This is a genomic window from Bacillus sp. FCW2, assembly GCF_021228595.1.
Taxonomy (GTDB): domain Bacteria; phylum Bacillota; class Bacilli; order Bacillales; family Bacillaceae; genus Bacillus; species Bacillus velezensis.
On the sequence record NZ_CP089436.1, the window covers coordinates 2,838,849 to 2,855,768 of the forward strand.

18 protein-coding genes are annotated in these 16,920 nt (G+C 45.4%); 7 read left to right on the plus strand and 11 right to left on the minus strand.

Annotation, left to right across the window (positions count from 1 at the left end; genetic code table 11):
- Positions 1 to 72: 72 nt before the first annotated feature.
- Complete coding sequence (locus K3G25_RS14320; protein WP_015418108.1) at positions 73 to 1,296, plus strand: EAL and HDOD domain-containing protein; 1,224 nt, start codon at positions 73 to 75, stop codon at positions 1,294 to 1,296.
- Positions 1,297 to 1,302: 6 nt separating this feature from the next.
- Here K3G25_RS14320 and K3G25_RS14325 read toward each other — a convergent pair whose 3' ends face one another.
- Complete coding sequence (locus tag K3G25_RS14325) at positions 1,303 to 1,644, minus strand: YuzC family spore coat inner layer protein (RefSeq protein WP_015418107.1); 342 nt, start codon at positions 1,642 to 1,644, stop codon at positions 1,303 to 1,305.
- A gap of 465 nt (positions 1,645 to 2,109) precedes the next feature.
- On the opposite strand from K3G25_RS14325, the gene degQ reads away from it, so the two are divergent.
- The 5 genes from degQ to K3G25_RS14355 all read left to right on the plus strand — a co-directional run bounded on the left by degQ (position 2,110) and on the right by K3G25_RS14355 (position 6,953).
- Positions 2,110 to 2,250, plus strand: coding sequence for a degradation enzyme regulation protein DegQ (gene degQ, locus K3G25_RS14330; RefSeq protein WP_003152043.1), 141 nt, complete (start codon positions 2,110 to 2,112; stop codon positions 2,248 to 2,250).
- 130 nt (positions 2,251 to 2,380) lie between these two features.
- A complete protein-coding gene (locus tag K3G25_RS14335; RefSeq protein ID WP_269195024.1) occupies positions 2,381 to 3,367 on the plus strand; it encodes a class 1 isoprenoid biosynthesis enzyme in 987 nt (328 codons plus the stop codon).
- 152 nt (positions 3,368 to 3,519) lie between these two features.
- Complete coding sequence (locus K3G25_RS14345) at positions 3,520 to 5,823, plus strand: sensor histidine kinase (RefSeq protein ID WP_040238945.1); 2,304 nt, start codon at positions 3,520 to 3,522, stop codon at positions 5,821 to 5,823.
- Positions 5,824 to 5,903: 80 nt separating this feature from the next.
- Positions 5,904 to 6,548: a two-component system response regulator ComA gene (locus K3G25_RS14350; protein ID WP_003152052.1), complete on the plus strand. Its 645-nt coding sequence runs from the start codon at positions 5,904 to 5,906 to the stop codon at positions 6,546 to 6,548.
- A gap of 21 nt (positions 6,549 to 6,569) precedes the next feature.
- The gene (locus K3G25_RS14355; RefSeq protein WP_053574130.1) at positions 6,570 to 6,953 is read left to right on the plus strand and encodes a hotdog fold thioesterase; all 384 of its coding nucleotides are present in this window, start codon (positions 6,570 to 6,572) and stop codon (positions 6,951 to 6,953) included.
- 39 nt (positions 6,954 to 6,992) lie between these two features.
- Here the strand turns inward: K3G25_RS14355 and mnhG are convergent, their stop codons facing one another.
- From mnhG to K3G25_RS14390, 7 genes are read right to left on the minus strand one after another with little or no spacing between them, the layout of a single operon-like run.
- Positions 6,993 to 7,367: a monovalent cation/H(+) antiporter subunit G gene (gene mnhG, locus K3G25_RS14360; RefSeq protein WP_003152056.1), complete on the minus strand. Its 375-nt coding sequence runs from the start codon at positions 7,365 to 7,367 to the stop codon at positions 6,993 to 6,995.
- A complete protein-coding gene (locus K3G25_RS14365; protein ID WP_012118311.1) occupies positions 7,351 to 7,635 on the minus strand; it encodes a Na(+)/H(+) antiporter subunit F1 in 285 nt (94 codons plus the stop codon). The genes mnhG and K3G25_RS14365 overlap by 17 nt, the downstream gene beginning before the upstream one ends.
- Positions 7,635 to 8,111 carry a Na+/H+ antiporter subunit E gene (locus K3G25_RS14370; protein WP_022553708.1) on the minus strand — a complete coding sequence of 159 codons (477 nt, stop codon included), beginning with the start codon at positions 8,109 to 8,111 and terminating at the stop codon, positions 7,635 to 7,637. Before K3G25_RS14370 ends, K3G25_RS14365 begins: the two co-directional genes overlap by 1 nt.
- A 5-nt stretch (positions 8,112 to 8,116) precedes the next feature.
- Complete coding sequence (locus K3G25_RS14375; protein WP_021495363.1) at positions 8,117 to 9,598, minus strand: Na+/H+ antiporter subunit D; 1,482 nt, start codon at positions 9,596 to 9,598, stop codon at positions 8,117 to 8,119.
- The gene (locus K3G25_RS14380; RefSeq protein WP_022553706.1) at positions 9,591 to 9,932 is read right to left on the minus strand and encodes a Na(+)/H(+) antiporter subunit C; all 342 of its coding nucleotides are present in this window, start codon (positions 9,930 to 9,932) and stop codon (positions 9,591 to 9,593) included. The genes K3G25_RS14375 and K3G25_RS14380 overlap by 8 nt, the downstream gene beginning before the upstream one ends.
- On the minus strand, positions 9,932 to 10,363 hold the full coding sequence (locus K3G25_RS14385; protein WP_007613424.1) for a Na(+)/H(+) antiporter subunit B: 432 nt from the start codon (positions 10,361 to 10,363) through the stop codon (positions 9,932 to 9,934). The genes K3G25_RS14380 and K3G25_RS14385 overlap by 1 nt, the downstream gene beginning before the upstream one ends.
- On the minus strand, positions 10,360 to 12,762 hold the full coding sequence (locus K3G25_RS14390; protein WP_022553705.1) for a Na+/H+ antiporter subunit A: 2,403 nt from the start codon (positions 12,760 to 12,762) through the stop codon (positions 10,360 to 10,362). The genes K3G25_RS14385 and K3G25_RS14390 overlap by 4 nt, the downstream gene beginning before the upstream one ends.
- Positions 12,763 to 13,004: 242 nt before the next feature.
- On the opposite strand from K3G25_RS14390, the gene K3G25_RS14395 reads away from it, so the two are divergent.
- Positions 13,005 to 13,223 carry a hypothetical protein gene (locus tag K3G25_RS14395; RefSeq protein ID WP_060675427.1) on the plus strand — a complete coding sequence of 73 codons (219 nt, stop codon included), beginning with the start codon at positions 13,005 to 13,007 and terminating at the stop codon, positions 13,221 to 13,223.
- Positions 13,224 to 13,267: 44 nt separating this feature from the next.
- On the opposite strand, the gene nupQ is transcribed toward K3G25_RS14395, so the two are convergent.
- The 3 genes from nupQ to K3G25_RS14410 are packed head-to-tail and all read right to left on the minus strand — an operon-like array spanning position 13,268 to position 16,799.
- A complete protein-coding gene (nupQ, locus tag K3G25_RS14400; protein WP_003152071.1) occupies positions 13,268 to 14,227 on the minus strand; it encodes a guanosine ABC transporter permease NupQ in 960 nt (319 codons plus the stop codon).
- Entirely contained in the window at positions 14,228 to 15,274 is a 1,047-nt protein-coding gene (locus K3G25_RS14405; RefSeq protein WP_012118308.1) for an ABC transporter permease, read from the minus strand.
- Entirely contained in the window at positions 15,267 to 16,799 is a 1,533-nt protein-coding gene (locus K3G25_RS14410) for an ABC transporter ATP-binding protein (protein ID WP_017419415.1), read from the minus strand. The genes K3G25_RS14405 and K3G25_RS14410 overlap by 8 nt, the downstream gene beginning before the upstream one ends.
- Positions 16,800 to 16,920 lie beyond the last annotated feature (121 nt).

A 16,920-nucleotide genomic window follows, 5' to 3' on the forward strand; every position in this document is an offset into this window, starting at 1 on the left:
CACATTTAGACAAATTTCGTCAAGTTATTTGATATACTTATGTTCGAAGGCCGCATCTAAGGGGGTAAATGAATGAAGGTGTTTGTTGCGAGACAGCCTATCTTCAACAGAAACGAACAGGTTGTTGCTTATGAACTTCTTTACCGGGAGAGCGAAGAGAACCGTTATTCGGCCGCTGATGGAGATAAAGCTACGACGGATCTCATTATTAACAGCTTTATCAACATCGGAATCGAAAAGCTGACTGAGGGGAAACGCTGCTTTGTGAATTTTACAGAAAGCCTGATGTTTTCAGATCTCCCTACCTCCTTTGATCCTGACCAGCTTATTATCGAAATTCTTGAGGACATACCGATCACTCCGGCACTCATCTCAAGATGCAGACAGCTGAAGAAATTAGGATATACATTAGCACTTGATGATTTTTACGCCATCAATCCGGAAAATGAAGAGTTAGTGGAACAGCTGATGAAATATATTGATATTTTAAAAATCGACTTTTTGCAATCCTCGCGTCTGGAGCGCAAAAAAATCATTCAGACGTACAGCTGTAAAAGTCTGATTTATTTAGCGGAGAAAGTGGAGACGAGAAAAGATTATAAACAGGCGGCCATAGACGGCTTTCACCTGTTTCAAGGATATTTTTTCAGTGAACCGCGTGTCATCAGCGGAAATGATCTGACGTTTCATTTTCATTCTTACTACCAGCTTTTAAGCGAATTAAACAATGACCAGCCCAATATACAGCGCGTGACGGAATACATAGAGCGGGACGTCAGCTTATCGTATCAGATTCTGCGTTTTTTAAACGGATCGCAAACAAGGCTGAAAAAAAAGATAGACAGCATCCAGCAGGCCATCATGATGCTTGGGCTGAATGAGATTAAGCGCTTGATTTACATTCTTTCATTCAGAGATTTAACGGCGAAAAGCCACTCAAGCCAAAAAGAAATCATTAAGATTTCCTTAATCAGGGCCAAACTGTGCGAACTGCTGGCGAAAAGAACCGGAAGGCCCCAGCCCTCTTCTTACATGCTGATCGGCATGTTTTCGCTCATCGATACGCTTCTCCACAGGGAGCTGGAGGATATCATCAAAGAACTGCCTTTAATCGATGAAGTCGGACAGGCGCTGCTCGGTTATGAAAACGATTATTATAAGATGCTCGCGTTCGTCAAAGCCATTGAATGCAACAACTGGGACTGTGACGAGTGGGGAAAAGAACTGAACAAAGAAGAAGCGTATGACTGTTACTTACAGGCGATCGAATGGTGCCGGCAGCTGATTGTGGATTGAGCCGCTTTAAGCCGACCACCTGAGGGCGATGATAAACCGGCTTTGCTCTCTGATCAGACTGACACGGATGCCGTCGGGATTATACGTCACGTCAAAGTCATTTTTGATGCCGGTCTGCTTAATGAGCCGCTTGACCGCTGCGGTGTCAGATGATTGCGCTGCGGTGAGAATGCGGCGCGCAAGCTCTTTTGACGCCGACAGCCGCGCAAGGAGCAGGCGCGCATCCTCCAGCATGCCCGCAGCCTCTTTTGCGGACGCTGTCAAAATATCTGCGTGAACCGGGGCACTGGGCGCAGGATGCCGGTATGGCGCGGCGAAAACAGGACAGCATGGATACACATAATGCATACGGCGGCCTCCTTCCTGAGAAAACATTCGTTATACATGAGTATAGGCGGCGTGATAACGAGTTATGACATGCAAAAAGACCACAATGCGGGGGTTGCGGTCTTTTCGGTGTTTGTCGGTGGTTATGCGACGCTGTTCGCCCATTCTGTTTTGAAATTGCGACGTCAGGGACTATAGTCCTTGCCGGTTTGTCGGAAAACCGTTAAAAAAACAGCAGAACCGCCAGATTGGTCTGCTTCATCCTAAACGTCTGCCTTTCTGGTAGTTATATAGTCCTGTTCGCTAAATGCTCCATTCGGGACTATGGAATTACCACGGTTTGCGGTGTCACGCAGATACTTTTACACATACTTTTCGGTGAAAAATCCCGCAAAAACGTTTACACTATTAGTAACAGATCAAATACCTAGGACTCGTTCACCATACACAATTCATTGATCTTTCAAAAAAAGGAGTGTGGAAACGGTGGAAAACAAATTAGAAGAAGTAAAGCAATTATTATTCCGACTTGAAAATGATATCAGAGAAACAACCGACTCATTACGAAACATTAACAAAAGCATTGATCAGCTCGATAAATTCTCATATGCAATGAAAATTTCTTAAAAAGACTTGGAAACAAGTCTTTTTTTTGTGCATTTTTTATCCATTTCATGGATAAAGTATTATACGATTGTTAAAAAACGAAAAACCTGCTGTCTTTCATCACCTGCATTTAGTAAAATAGAATGGGAGGGTGAAGACAATTATTGAGCAAATATGTTTAGATGCCAACCAAATCAAGAATAGAATGAAGAGTATAATAGAGCGGAACATATTTAATGAACATCTAATGCAGCTCCTTCTCAGTTTTATTGAACCAAAAAAAAATTTTTCTCTAGCTGAATCAGCTGTTTTGCATTATGTGATCTTTGACGGCGAAAATCAAGAAACCGCAGTGAACTTAGGTGCCGCTATTGAAATTCTTACACTTACTTCCGATATAATTGATGATCTGGAAGATGAGGATAATCGAGATGCTCCTTGGATGAAGATAGATCGTTCACTAGCATTAAGTGCAGCATTTTCATTATACACAGCAGGATTGCAAAGCATTAATTCGATTAGTACGAATCCTTTAGTGATTAAGTATGTATTAAAATATATTCAAGATGCAATGCAGGGTCAACATGATGATTTGATCAATAAACCAAAGACAGAAGATGAATGTTTAGAGGTAATCAAGTTAAAATGCGGAAGTTTATTTGCGTTAGCAAATGTTACTGGTACGCTTTTAGCAACTGGAGAATTCAATAAATCTGTTGAAAGTTATTCCTATTATAAAGGGATATTTGAACAAATTTCCGGCGATTATCATGCTATTTTTAAGGATAATACTAGTGATATTCTGAAAGATAAACATACATTGATTAATTTATATCTTAAGCGCTTGTTTAATAAGTCTTCTCAAGAATTGCTTTGTATATTCTCAGATCAAAAATTATATTCGCAACTGCGGCTTAATAAAAAAGAGTTTATCCAAAAGCTGTATGATTCTGGAGCATCTCAATATGTTTCGGTTTTATACCAACTATACATGCATAAGTGTGAAACTGAAGTTGAAAATTTAAATTTAGATATAAAGAAGATAAAAATAATAAAAAAACACTTGTTGAATAATAAGAATAATAAGAAGGATGATGAAGATGCAGAATTTAATAAATTATTTTTTGAATTATCCTGATGTATTAAAGAAACTGAAAAGCAATGAAGCTAGCCTTATCGGTTATGACTCTATACAAACCCAAATTATCATTAAAGGGTTTGAGAATTATTTAATGATGGGTGCGGACAATAAAAAATGGGATAATGAATAATAAGCGAAGGGTGTAAATCTTGAAGAAGCTTATAAAGCCATTTACAATATCCATTATTATTTTAAGTGTTATCTATGTTTGTTATGTCGCTTTTATTAACATAAATGGAATTATTGTAGGCACGAAAATTGTAGAAAATAAGCATAAAGTACTCGAAGTTGCTGAAATGTCAAAAACCTCGTATGGAAAATTTGTAGGTTTAAAACAAGGTGATATGATTGTCAAAATTAATAATAAAAAACCATCTTTAAAATATCTAAAAGGGGATACTCTCTATCACGTTAAGAGCTTAGATATAAAAAGAAATGGACAGCAAATTCATTTAGATGATTTTGATATTGTTAATTTAAATGGATACTACAGTTACTTTTTATTTGTCCTTCCCCTTGTATTTTATTTTTTGAGTTTAATATGCATATTTTATATTGTAAAGGTGAGTCAAACCAGAAAATCGATAGCTGGGTATGTCCTAATTCTCTTCCTGTTAGATATCTCAATAGCTTATATGAGTGCTGGTGGTCCCTCAAGAGGTCATGAATTTAACAGATATATAAATTTGTTTACCTTCATTGCCTCACCTATATTTTATCTCCAGTTTATTCAAGAGTATTTCAAGGAATTAGGTAAAAAATTTGCCAATCGTTTGATTTCTTTTCTATATATCATACCGATAATTAATCTCTTAAACGAACCGTTTCGACATATTTATTCATATGACTTCACAACAAATTTAAATTTAGTATCGTTTTTCTTCGTGACTCTCTATGCATTTATATCTGTTTTCTATCATCTGTATAAATTCAAGTATTCAGAACATGCTTATATTCTTAAGATTTTAATTTTAACAAACACGCTCTCTTTTTTGCCCTTTTTGCTTTTTTATGTAATCCCAATTATTTTGACAGGAAGTTATATATTAGATGCGTTGGCAGCGGCATCCCTGCTCGTGCTTATCCCATTGGGGTTGGTATACCAGTTCGTAGCTAACAAAATTTTTGATATTGAATTCATTTTAGGCAGGATGAGGTACTATGGCTTGCTTGCCTTAGTTCCAGCCCTTTTTATTGTTGGGATTTCAGCTTGGTTCGAGTCAATAGATATACAAATGAATCCTGCTCAGCAAACTGTATTTTTCTTTATTATGATATTTGTCATTTTTTATTTTAAAGAAGTAATGGATTATAAATTTCGGTTAAAACGTTTTTCTGAAAAATTTAATTATCAAGATAGTATATTCAAATATACTCAGCTTATCAGAAGCATAACATCTTTAAAACAAATGTTTAAAGAACTAAAAAAGACGATTCTGGATGTTCTACTTGTCAGTAAAGCTTATGTCTTTGAAGTTACCTCTGAGGGTGACATTTTATATCATGATAAAAGGGATAATGAACCTGATTGGGAAATGTATTCAAAAGAATTTAAGAAGGTTACTTCAGAGATTGGAAAAATCATTGAGCTAAACCGCGGTTTCTTAATCAAGATAGGAGAACGCGGGGGAAGTTCTTATGTTTTGCTTTGTTTGTCCTCCATTAATACACCGAGACTGACACGGGATGAGATTTCATGGCTGAAAACATTGTCTTTCTATACGAGTGTCTCTATGGAAAACGTGATACAGATCGAAGAACTCATGAACCATTTACAAGATCTAAAACAACAAGGCTCAAACCCGGTCTGGCTCAAAAAGCTGATGTTTACGATCGAGGAAAAGCAGCGTTCGGATTTGGCCCGTGATCTGCATGATTCAGTGCTGCAGGACTTGATTTCTTTGAAGCGCCAGTGTGAGCTGTTTCTGGCCGATTTTAAGAAAGAGGAGCCTTGCCAGTTAGAGGTGCAGGACAAGCTTCATCAGATGAATGAGCAGATGTCGGATGTCATTTTGATGACCCGGGAGACGTGCCATGAGCTGCGTCCTCAGCTGCTGTATGATTTGGGTCTGGTCAAGGCGGTATCCAAGCTTGCCGCGCAGCAGCAGGAGCGTGCGCCGTTTCATATCCGTCTGAATACGGGCCGGTTTACGGCGGCTCTGGATTTGGATACGCAGCTGAATTTGTACCGCATCATTCAGGAATTTCTTTCGAACGCCATGAAGCATTCACAGGCGAATGAGGTGCTGATTATGCTGATCAGCATTCAAAATAAAGTGATTCTGCATTATGAAGACGACGGTGTCGGATGCAATCAGGAAGAAGGCGGCGGGCAGTCGATGAGCATGGGTCTTTCGGGTATTAAGGAGCGCGTCCGGGCGCTTGACGGACGGATGAAAATCGACACAAGTGAAGGAAACGGTTTTAAAGTAGATATTGAAATGGAATTGTAACCAATTTATCACCAAATCGACTTGGCAGAAGCCAAGTCTTTTTAATAAAATGGAAATGAGTGAGTAAAAGGGAGGAAACCATGAAAAAGATACTAGTGATTGATGATCATCCGGCTGTCATGGAGGGCACCAAGACGATTCTGGAAACGGACACGAATCTTTCTGTCGATTGCCTCAGTCCTGACGCCAGTGAACAATTCGTTCTCCGGCATGATTTTTCAGCTTACGATCTCATATTAATGGATTTAAATCTGGGTGATGACATCAGCGGCATAGAGCTTTCCAAGAAAATCTTAAAAGAGAATCCTCTCTGTAAAATCATTGTCTACACAGGCTATGAGGTTGAAGATTATTTTGAAGAATCCATCCGCGCGGGCCTGCATGGCGCCATCAGCAAAACCGAATCTAAAGAGAAAATCATGCAATACATATATCACGTGCTCAACGGACAGATTTTAGTTGATTTCTCCTATTTCAAACAGCTGATGACCCAGCAAAAAACAAAAACGTCTTCTTCCCCTCAAAGTGAGCAGGATCGGTTAACCCCGAGAGAGCGCCATATTCTCCAAGAGGTCGAAAAAGGTTTGACCAATCAGGAAATCGCAGATGCGCTTCACTTAAGCAAGCGGTCGATTGAATACAGCCTGACATCCATTTTTAACAAGCTGAATGTCGGCTCCCGAACTGAAGCGGTGCTGATCGCCAAGTCAGACAACGTACTATAAATCTTGAAGGGAGAATGACCTATGAATCTGAACAATACATTGCTCGGCGCACTCGGTATTGAAATCACTGAAAACACGGCGGAGAGATGCGTAGCGGTAATGCCGGTGGATAAGAGGACGGTGCAGCCTTTCGGATATCTGCATGGTGGCGCGTCAGCAGCGCTGGCAGAGACTGTTGCAAGTGTCGGGGCCCAGCATTTTATCGACCGGTCGAACCAGGCGTGTGTCGGGCTTGAGATTAATGCCAATCATTTGAAATCCGTGAAAGAGGGCGGGACGGTCACGGCGATTGCGAAACCCGTTCACACAGGCAGGGCAACCATTGTGTACGAGATTAACATTTTCGATGAACGGGAAAGGCTGATCTGTATTTCTCGCTGCACGCTGGCTGTTATAACAAAATAAACAAACAGCCGGAACCCTGAATCGTCCGGCTGTTTGTTTTTACAAATATGAATCTTCTTTTCGTTTGATCACAAAGTTTCTGATCCCTTTGTAATCATCCTGAACGCTTCTTTTATCAAGCGCCGCTCCCGAATTGTACGCGGCCCTGCATATGAGGTGCGCTCCGACCGGCGCCGTCAGCAGGATAAAAATGATGCCGAGCAGTATTTTTACAGAAATTTCTCCGGTCAGCATCCACAAGTAGCCTAACACCCCGAGCAATACCAAATTAACGCCGAGTGTCGAGCCTTTTGAAGAGGCGTGGGCGCGCGTATACACATCAGGAAGCCTGAGTGTGCCGAAAGACGCGACCAGGCAGATCAGCGATCCCATCAGAATACAAACGGCGACGGCCCATTTAACGATTTCGATCATTTTCGATAATCTCTCCTTTCTCCAAAAACTTAGCAAAGGCAATCGTGCCGATAAACGATAAAATGCCGAGCAGCAGAATGATGTCCAAAAAGGCCGATGTGTTTAAGAGAATGGACACAAGCGCGGTCATGGCAATCAGATTAATGCCGATCCCATCAAGCGCGACGACCCGGTCCGGTATCGTAGGCCCTTTTATGACGCGAATGACGTACAGAAGAGTCGAAACCGCCATAATGCCGAGTGATAATTGCAGAATAAACGTAAACATCAGCGGCTCACCTCCTGAATGGCTTTCTCAAAAGAGACGCGGATGTCATGGATCGCTTTCTCCGCATCTTCAATGTCCATGGCGTGTATATAGAGAATCGACCGGTCATCGGAGATATCCATCACGAGCGTACCCGGTGTTAAAGTGATTAACAGCGAGAGCAGCGTGATCTCCCAATCCTCCGTCAATTCCGTCTTAAACGCGAAAATGCCCGGGCGGATGTTCAGTTTCGGCGATATAACGGTTTTCAGCACGCTGACATTGGCCAAATATAATTCTTTTATAAAGATCAGCATCAGTCTGATGACCGACCATATTTTCCAAATGTAAAACGGCCGCGAGAAGAAGCGCCGGAAAAAAAACAGCGCCGCCAAGCCCGCGATAAATCCGGTCAAAAAACCCGCCGCGCTGAGGCTGTTTGTGAGAAACATCCAGCAAACAGCGAGAAGAACATTTAATAATAGTTGAAAAGCCATGCCATCTACTCCTTCAAAACAGCTTCAATGTATTTTTCCGGATTCAGCAGATTCTCAGCCGTCTGATTGACATACGGTGAAACCCATTCGGTTCCGAGCCCGAACAGAAGCGACAAAAGGAGAAAAGCGGCTGCCGGATAAAGAAGTCCTTTTGCGGACCGTCCGCCTGCGCCGGGGATTTCTTTTTCTTCCCCCCAAAAAGCCGTCGTAAAAACCTTCAGCACGGAATAGAGCACAAGCAGGCTTGATAAGAGAATCAATACGGAAAACAATGTTTCCCCCTTATCGAACCCGCCTTCCGCGATCTTCAGCTTGCCCACAAATCCGCTGAACGGCGGGATGCCGGCCAAAGATATGGCTGAAATAAAGAACATCCATCCTAAAACGGGATAACGGGTGATCAGTCCGCCCATTTTATGCAGGCTGGCAGTGCCTGTCAATGCGATAAGCGTGCCGGCAAGCATAAACAGCGCTCCTTTAATCAGCATATCGTGAATCAAGTAATAAACCGCTCCTTGAATGGAGGCCGGCGTGTTCATGGCAATGCCGAACAAAATCACGCCGACGGCTGTAATAATATTGTAGATGACGATTTTCATGACATCCGAAAAGGCGATAGATCCGATTACGCCGAATAGCACCGTCAGCATCGCAAGCCACATCATCAATTGGTGGGTAAAGCCCGTATCGTGAATAAAGATCAGAGTGAATACTCTTAAAATGGCATACAGTCCGACTTTCGTCAAAAGAGACCCGAATAAAGCCGAAATTGCAGCCGGCGGGGCGTAATAAGAGCCCGGCATCCAAAAATACAGCGGGAATATTCCGCCCTTTAAACCGAAAACGACGAGAAGAAGGACGCCGATGACGGTGATCAGCCCGGTCTGGCCCGATTCGCTTATTTTTACGCTTAGATCAGCCATATTCAGCGTGCCCGTCACCGCGTATAAGTAACCGACGCCGATGACAAAAAACGCGGATGACACAATGTTAAACACGATATACTTCAATGATTCTCTTAATTGAATTTTCGTTCCGCCAAGCACGATCAGCATGTAGGACGCGATAAGCAGAAGCTCAAAAAAGACGTACATGTTGAACAGGTCACCCGTCAAAAACGCTCCGCTTACGCCGGCCAGAAGAAACTGCACCCCTGAATAATAGAAAGCGCGCTCCCTTTTTTCTCCGATGGAGCGGAAGGAGTACAGGGTGACGAGCAGCCCGATTATGGCGGTTGTCAAAACAAGCAGTGCGGCAAGCTGATCCGCGGCGAGCACAATGCCGTACGGCGCTTTCCAGCCGCCGAGTGTCAGCGTCTGAATCCCGTGTGTGAAAACCGTCTGAACGAGAGCGGCGCTGATGGCGATGGAGACACAGGAAGCGGCAGTGCTGAATATCCGCATCAGCATCACGCGCCTGTTCATAAAAATCAGCAGCACTGCGGCAAGCAGCGGCACCAGAATAGGCAATATCACAAAGTTATTCATGTTGATCATTTCCCCTCATTCGATCCATATCGTCCGTTTTCAGTTCCTGATAGGCGCGAAACGCCATCACAAGCAAAAAGGACGTGACGCCGAACGAAATAACGATCGCCGTCAGTATGAGTGCCTGCGGCAGCGGATCGACAAACGACGAGCTTTTTCCGCCCAGTATGGGAGGAGCGCCTTTTTTCAGTCCGCCCATGGTCAGGAGCAGCAAATGGACGCCGTGGCTTAAAAGCGCGGTGCCGATAATCACGCGCAGCAGACTTTTAGAAAGCAGCAGGTAGGTTGCCGCCATAAACAAAATACCGGCAATGACAGACATTAAGATTTCCATTATTCTTCCTCTCCAATCGTTTGAATAATGGTCATCGTCACGCCGACAACAACGAGATACACACCTAAATCAAACAAAGTGGCCGTTGCAAGCTCCGTATTCCCAAGCACCGGGAGATGAAAATGGCCGAATGTATGGGTGAGAAAGGGTGCTCCGAATAAGAACGAACCTGCACCCGTTGCAATCGCGATAAGCAGACCCGCGCCCGCCACATAAATAAAATTGACGGGCAAAATCGATTTGACGGTTTTTAAATCAAAGGCCAAAAGCAACAGCACGATGGCCGAAGACGTAATCAGTCCGCCGACAAATCCTCCGCCGGGAGCGTTATGCCCCGATAAAAATAAATAGAAAGAGAAAAGCAGAATGATAAAAGATACAAGCTTCGTTGCCGTCTGAAGGATGATGTCGTTTGTTTTTTGCTGTCTCAACGCTCTTCTCCCTCCTCTTTTACTTTTGTTCTGATCATGCCGTAAATCCCGAGTGCGGCAATCGACAGCACCGTGATTTCAAACATCGTATCAAATCCCCTGAAATCAACGAGGATGACGTTGACGATATTGTTTCCTCCCCCGAGCTTATGGCTGTAAGCGGTGAAAAAGGAGGAGATGCTGTCTTTTGTTTTTTCGCTGGAAGATGCGATTCCGAGCATTGTCACGATGACGCCGACACCGAGAGAAATGATAAAATTCGTCATCCGGAATGTTCTTGTCTTCTTTTTCCGCCGCATTTTCGGCAGATGGTAAAAACAAAGAAGAAACAAGGCGACAGATATCGTCTCAATGACGAGCTGCGTGAGCGCCAGATCGGGCGCTCTGAAAATCACGAAAAACAGCGCGAGTGTGTACCCGACAACACCGAGTGAGATAATGGCCGTCAGCCGCGATTTGGCGAACACAGTCGCAATCGTTGCGCTCACCATAACGAGGGACAGCACGATTTCATACAGGCCGATTTCAGCCATGCCTTTCGCTGTCATGGAAAAGCCGCCTTTCATGACGAATGCCGTTCCGATGAGAATGATAAACGCCGCAAAAATATACAGCAGATAATCCCGCAAAAATCCGGTCATATACGATGACGTCAGCTGGTAAGATCTTTTTTCCATACTGCCCGTCACCGCATCGTAAAGCTTGTTCAGCGTCAGTTTTTTCGGAAACAGACCGTACAAACGCTCCCATTTAGATAGCGTTACGTAACCGATCGTGCCGACAATGATGATGCCGAGGGTCATCATTACCTCAGCCGTCACCCCGTGCCACTGGGAAATATGGACATGGAATGTATCTCCGCCGGTTAACAGAGCCGGATAAATGGAGTTCATCGCCGGTTCAATCAGGCTGTAAGACAAAACGTTCGGTGCAAAAAACAGACTGACGGCGCAAGCGGCAAGGATCACCGGCGAAATCAGCATGCCGAGCGGTGCTTCATGCGGCGTCTTTTCAAGCTGATCAGGTTTGCGCGCGCCGCTGAACGTTCTGAAAAACAGCTTCATACTGTAGATGAAAGTGAAGACGCTCCCGATCCATGCGAGAACGGGGAACAGCACGCCCCACGTATCCAGGCTGAAAATATCTGCATGAGCAATCCGCAGCATACTTGTAAAGAACATTTCTTTACTTAAAAAGCCGTTAAACGGAGGGAGGCCCGCCATGGAAAACGTTCCGATCAGTGAAACGGTGAACGTTACCGGCATAAGCGCTATCAGGCCGCCGAGCCTGCGGATGTCCCGTGTTCCCGTTTCATGGTCGATAATGCCGACCGCCATAAATAAACTTCCTTTAAAAGTAGCATGGTTAATTAAGTGAAACACAGCCGCGGTGACAGCCGCCGTAAAATACTCTGAATGCTGGTAATGAAGCGCGGCGGCTCCTGCGCCGAGCATCGATACAATCATACCGAGCTGACTGACTGTGGAAAATGCCAGAATCGCTTTTAAATCGGTTTGTTTAATCGCATTGAAGGAAGCCCATACCATCGTGATCAGACCGACTGAGGCAACCGTCCAAAACCAGACGGGTGAAAATGCAAAAACCGGACTGAATCTGGCAATCACATAAATGCCCGCTTTCACCATTGTAGCCGAGTGCAGATAGGCGCTGACAGGAGTCGGCGCCTCCATGGCATCAGGCAGCCAGATATAAAACGGAAACTGCGCTGATTTCGTAAAGGCTCCCAATAACAGGAGAACCATCGCCGGAATAAAGAACGGATGGCCTGCGATAATATGCACCTGGTTGACCATTTCCCTGATACTGAAAGAATCCGTCATCAGATACAGCAGGATAAAGCCGCCAAGCATGCACAGCCCGCCGCCGACGGTAATCAGCAGTGACTTTTCCGCCCCGTAGCGTGATTTCTTCCGCTTATGCCAATACCCGATTAATAAGAAGGATGACAGGCTTGTCAGCTCCCAGAACATATAAAGCACGATGACGTTATCGACGAGCACAACGCCCAGCATCGCGCCCATAAACATCAGCAGGTACACATAAAAGGGGCCGAGCTTTTCTTTGTCCTTCGATAAGTAAAAAATACTGTAAAGCGTCACTAAAGAGCCGATACCCGTAATCAATAAAGCGAATAACAGCCCGAGTCCGTCAATATAAACGGTATAGTTAATACCGAGGGACGGAATCCATTCGGCCGCATACCGGACGGTTTCCCCAGCCATTGTGACAGGGAGCTTGCTGATAAAGTAAACAAACAGCACAACGGGCACTATCAGCACAAACCAGCCTGTATGGACTTGTTTTACCCGTTTATAAAGAAAGGGAACGATAAATGCAAATAAAAAAGGCGCCAAAATCGCGAAATGTAACAGCTGCAACAGAAGACCTCCTTTGCTTGTTTTTTCATCAAGCAACTGCTTTATGTAAGAGTGAATCAATCAATTCACGGTCATAGGACCCAGTCCAAATTATATCGCACTTTTTTTTACCCTGCTACGGCATAATGTATTCCTCTCTGTGTTTTGTGGTCTTTTGAACCTAAAATAAATTTATCAAATATCCTGATCTTTGTATATACATTTATCTTTCAGTTCAAGCTTTTAAAAAAGGAGCTGGTCAGATGAAGAGAAAGGCGGCGGCCTGTATTGGAATATTTTGTTCTATTATTGCAGGAACATTCATAGTTGATGATTTCTGCAAAACGCGGCAGCAGACGGAGGCAGATGATTGGGAGCGTTTTTTTCTCGGTGTGGAATACGCAGAAGACAAGCTGAGTGCGGCTGAATCAATGCAAACACCGTTTCAGCCGCGTGAGTATATCAGAATCGTATATAGATGAAAAGAGTTCCGGCACCGGGGTGCGGAACTCTTTTTGTGTCACAATCAGCGTTTTCCTTTAATATAAGGGATGCCGTTGGCTTTAGGCGCATCCGCGCGGCCGATGAAGCCGGCAAGCGCGAGAATGGTCAGAATGTAAGGAGCCATCAGCATGTATACATTCGGAATGTCTTTGAACAGGGGCAAAAGCGAGCCGATAATGCTCAAACTCTGCGCAAATCCGAAGAACAGCGCCGCCCCGAGCGCGCCGATCGGATGCCATTTGCCGAAAACCAGCGCGGCAAGAGCGATAAAGCCTTGCCCGGAAATGGTGGAGTGGGTGAAATCAAGCGCGATCGTGGAAGCATACACACCGCCGCCGAGCCCGCCGAACAGCCCGCTGATCATAACGCCGATATAGCGCATGCCGAACACGTTGATTCCCATCGTATCGGCCGCCATCGGATGTTCCCCGACAGAACGGATGCGGAGGCCGAACGGCGTTTTGAATAAAATAAACCAGGAAACAAAGGCCAGTACGATGGCTAAAATCGACGTATAATATACGTCAGAAAAGAAAATCTTTCCTAAAACCGGAATATCGCTTAACCCGGGAATGTTCGTTTTGTAAAAGGGCTCCGGGATTTTATCAGTCTGCGCCTTTCCGTAGATCAGCTTGACGATAAACAGTGTCGCTCCTAACGCGAGCATATTGATCGCCACACCGGTTACCGTCTGATCGGCGCGGAAAGAAACCGCGGCGGCCGCGTGGATCAGTGAGAACAGTCCGCCGGCAATCATAGCCGCAGCCAAGGCGAGCCACGGAGCGGCGGCGCCAAGCTCGCGTCCGAAAAATAAGTTGAACATGACGCTTGTAAAGGCGCCGATAATCATCAGTCCTTCAAGACCGATGTTGACAACTCCCGATCTTTCAGAAAACACGCCGCCGAGAGCGGTTAAAATAAGCGGAGCCGCATATACGAGTGTTGCCGGGACAATAATGGATAAAATCTGCAGGAAGTCCACTTACTTCGCCCCCTTTTTCTTCAATTTATCAAGGATGAGACGGATGGCGTAGCTTGATGCCACAAACAAAATAATAATGGCGATGACGATGTCAACGACTTCAGAAGGCACCCCGGATTCAATCGGCATATTTAATGCCCCGACTTTAAGGCCGCCGAGAAGACATGCCGCCAGGACAACGCCGATTGCCGTGCTGCCGCCGAGAAGCGCAACCGCAATGCCGTCGAAGCCGACGCCGGTAAAAGCGCCCTTAACCGCCGCGTATTGAAAGGTTCCGAGTCCTTCCATCGCGCCGGCAAGCCCCGCGAAGGCGCCGGAAATCATCATGGCGTACATCATATTTTTTCTGACGCTCATTCCGGCGTATTGTGCGGCGTGCTGGTTAAAGCCGACAGCCCGGAATTCAAATCCGCTTTTTGTTTTATGAATGATAAACCACATGAGAACTGCCGCAAACAGAGCGATCAGAATGCCCCAGTGAAGGCGGGAGTAATCTGTCAGCTGCTCTAAAAACGGCGAGCGGAGCGACGCGCTTTCATGAATTTTGTCTGTTTTGTCCCGGTGGTCCGTCATGACATCGGAAATGAGATAATTGGTTAAATGAAGAGCGATATAATTCATCATGATCGTGACAATCACTTCGTGGACAAAAAAACGGGCTTTTAAAAATCCGGGAATCAGGCCCCAAATGCCGCCCGCAGCCGCGGCCGCCAATAACGAAAGCGGAAGGTGGATATAAGCGGGGGCGTCAAAGGAAGCGCCGACCCACACCGCGGCGGTCCAGCCGACAAGGAGCTGTCCTTCAACCCCGATATTAAACAGGCCGGTCCGAAATGCGAATGCCACGGCCAATCCGGACAAAATATATGGCGTAATCTGCCGGATCGATTCCCCGATGTAATACACTTCACCGAAAATGCCGCTCCAAAGAGCCGAATACCCGCTTACGACATTGTAGCCGCTGGCGAGCATGATGACCGCACCCGCAGCTAACCCAAGGATGATCGCAATCAGCGGCACAGCCAGATGAGAAAGTCGATTAATCATGTGTTTTCCCCGCCTCCATTTGCTTACTTCCCGCCATTAAAAGTCCGAGCTCCTGCTCGTTTGTTTCAAGCGGATTGACGTTTGCGATGATGCTGCCTTCAAAGATGACGGCGATGCGATCGCTGAGATTCATTATTTCATCAAGTTCAAAAGATAACAGAAGCACCGCTTTACCGGCATCACGCTGCTCAATGAGCTTTTTATGGACGAATTCAATCGCGCCGACATCGAGTCCCCGCGTCGGCTGGGCCGCAATTAAAAGATCCGGATTTCTGTCCACTTCCCGGCCGATAATGGCCTTTTGCTGATTCCCCCCGGAGAGAGCGCGCGCAGGCGTATATTCATCAGGTGTTCTGACATCGTATTCTTCAATCAGGCTTCGCGCTTTGTCATAAATCGTGTGTTTATTTAATATGCCGAAAGAAGAGTAGGGCTTTTGGTAATAACTTTGCAGCACGATATTTTCTCCGATCGGAAAATCAAGGACGAGCCCGTGTTTATGCCTGTCCTGCGGTATATGCCCGATTCCGGCTTCAGTGACTTTCCTGGGCGGCATGTTTTGCAGCTGTTTGCCGTTTAACGTGATCGTGCCGGCATTTGTTTTTCTGAGACCTGTAATGGCTTCAATTAATTCAGACTGGCCGTTTCCGTCAACGCCCGCAATGCCGACGATTTCACCGGATCTGACTGAGAGGGAGAGCTGCTTGACCGCCTCAACGCCGCGCGCGTCTTTAACCGTTACATCAGAAAGCGAAAGCACTTCTTGTTTCGGATCGGCCGCTTGTTTATCCGTCTTGAATGACACTTCGCGTCCGACCATAAGGCTTGCCAGTTCATCTTGATCCGTATGTGCGACATCGAGTGTTGTAATGCCTTTTCCTTTCCGTATGATGGTGACACGGTCGCAGACTTCCATAATCTCTTTTAATTTGTGGGTGATGAGGATAATTGATTTTCCTTCATTGACAAGATTTTTCATAATCTGAATCAGTTCTTGAATTTCGTGCGGAGTCAGCACCGCGGTCGGCTCGTCAAAAATGAGAATGTCGGCCCCCCGGTAGAGGGTCTTTAATATTTCCGCCCGCTGCTGCATACCGACGGAAATATCGGCAACTTTGGCTTCAGGATCAATGTGCAGGCCGTAACGGTCGGAAATATCGCGCACGTCCCGGGCGGCGCGCTGTCTGTCAATCCGGCCGAATGTTTTCGGCTCTTTTCCGAGAATGATATTTTCTGAGACGGTAAAGGTATCCACAAGCATAAAATGCTGGTGCACCATCCCGATGCCGAGATCGTTGGCTTTGTTCGGGCTGTTGATGTGAACGCGCTCGCCCCGCACCCGGATCTCGCCTTTTTCCGGCTGATACAGGCCGAATAAAACGTTCATGAGTGTCGATTTTCCGGCGCCGTTTTCACCGAGAAGGGCGTGTATTTCGCCTTTTTTCACTTGAAGCGTGACGTCATCATTGGCGACGATTCCGGGAAACTCCTTGCGTATATTAAGCATTTCAATGATATAATCCACCGATTTGACGCTCCTTTTCAGAGATACTTTGATGAGAAAGAGCTTGGCAAAAGAAAAGCTGCAAGAGATGCAGCTTTTCCTTCACCGCTCTTTTCATAAAAGAGAGGGGATAAGCACGGAA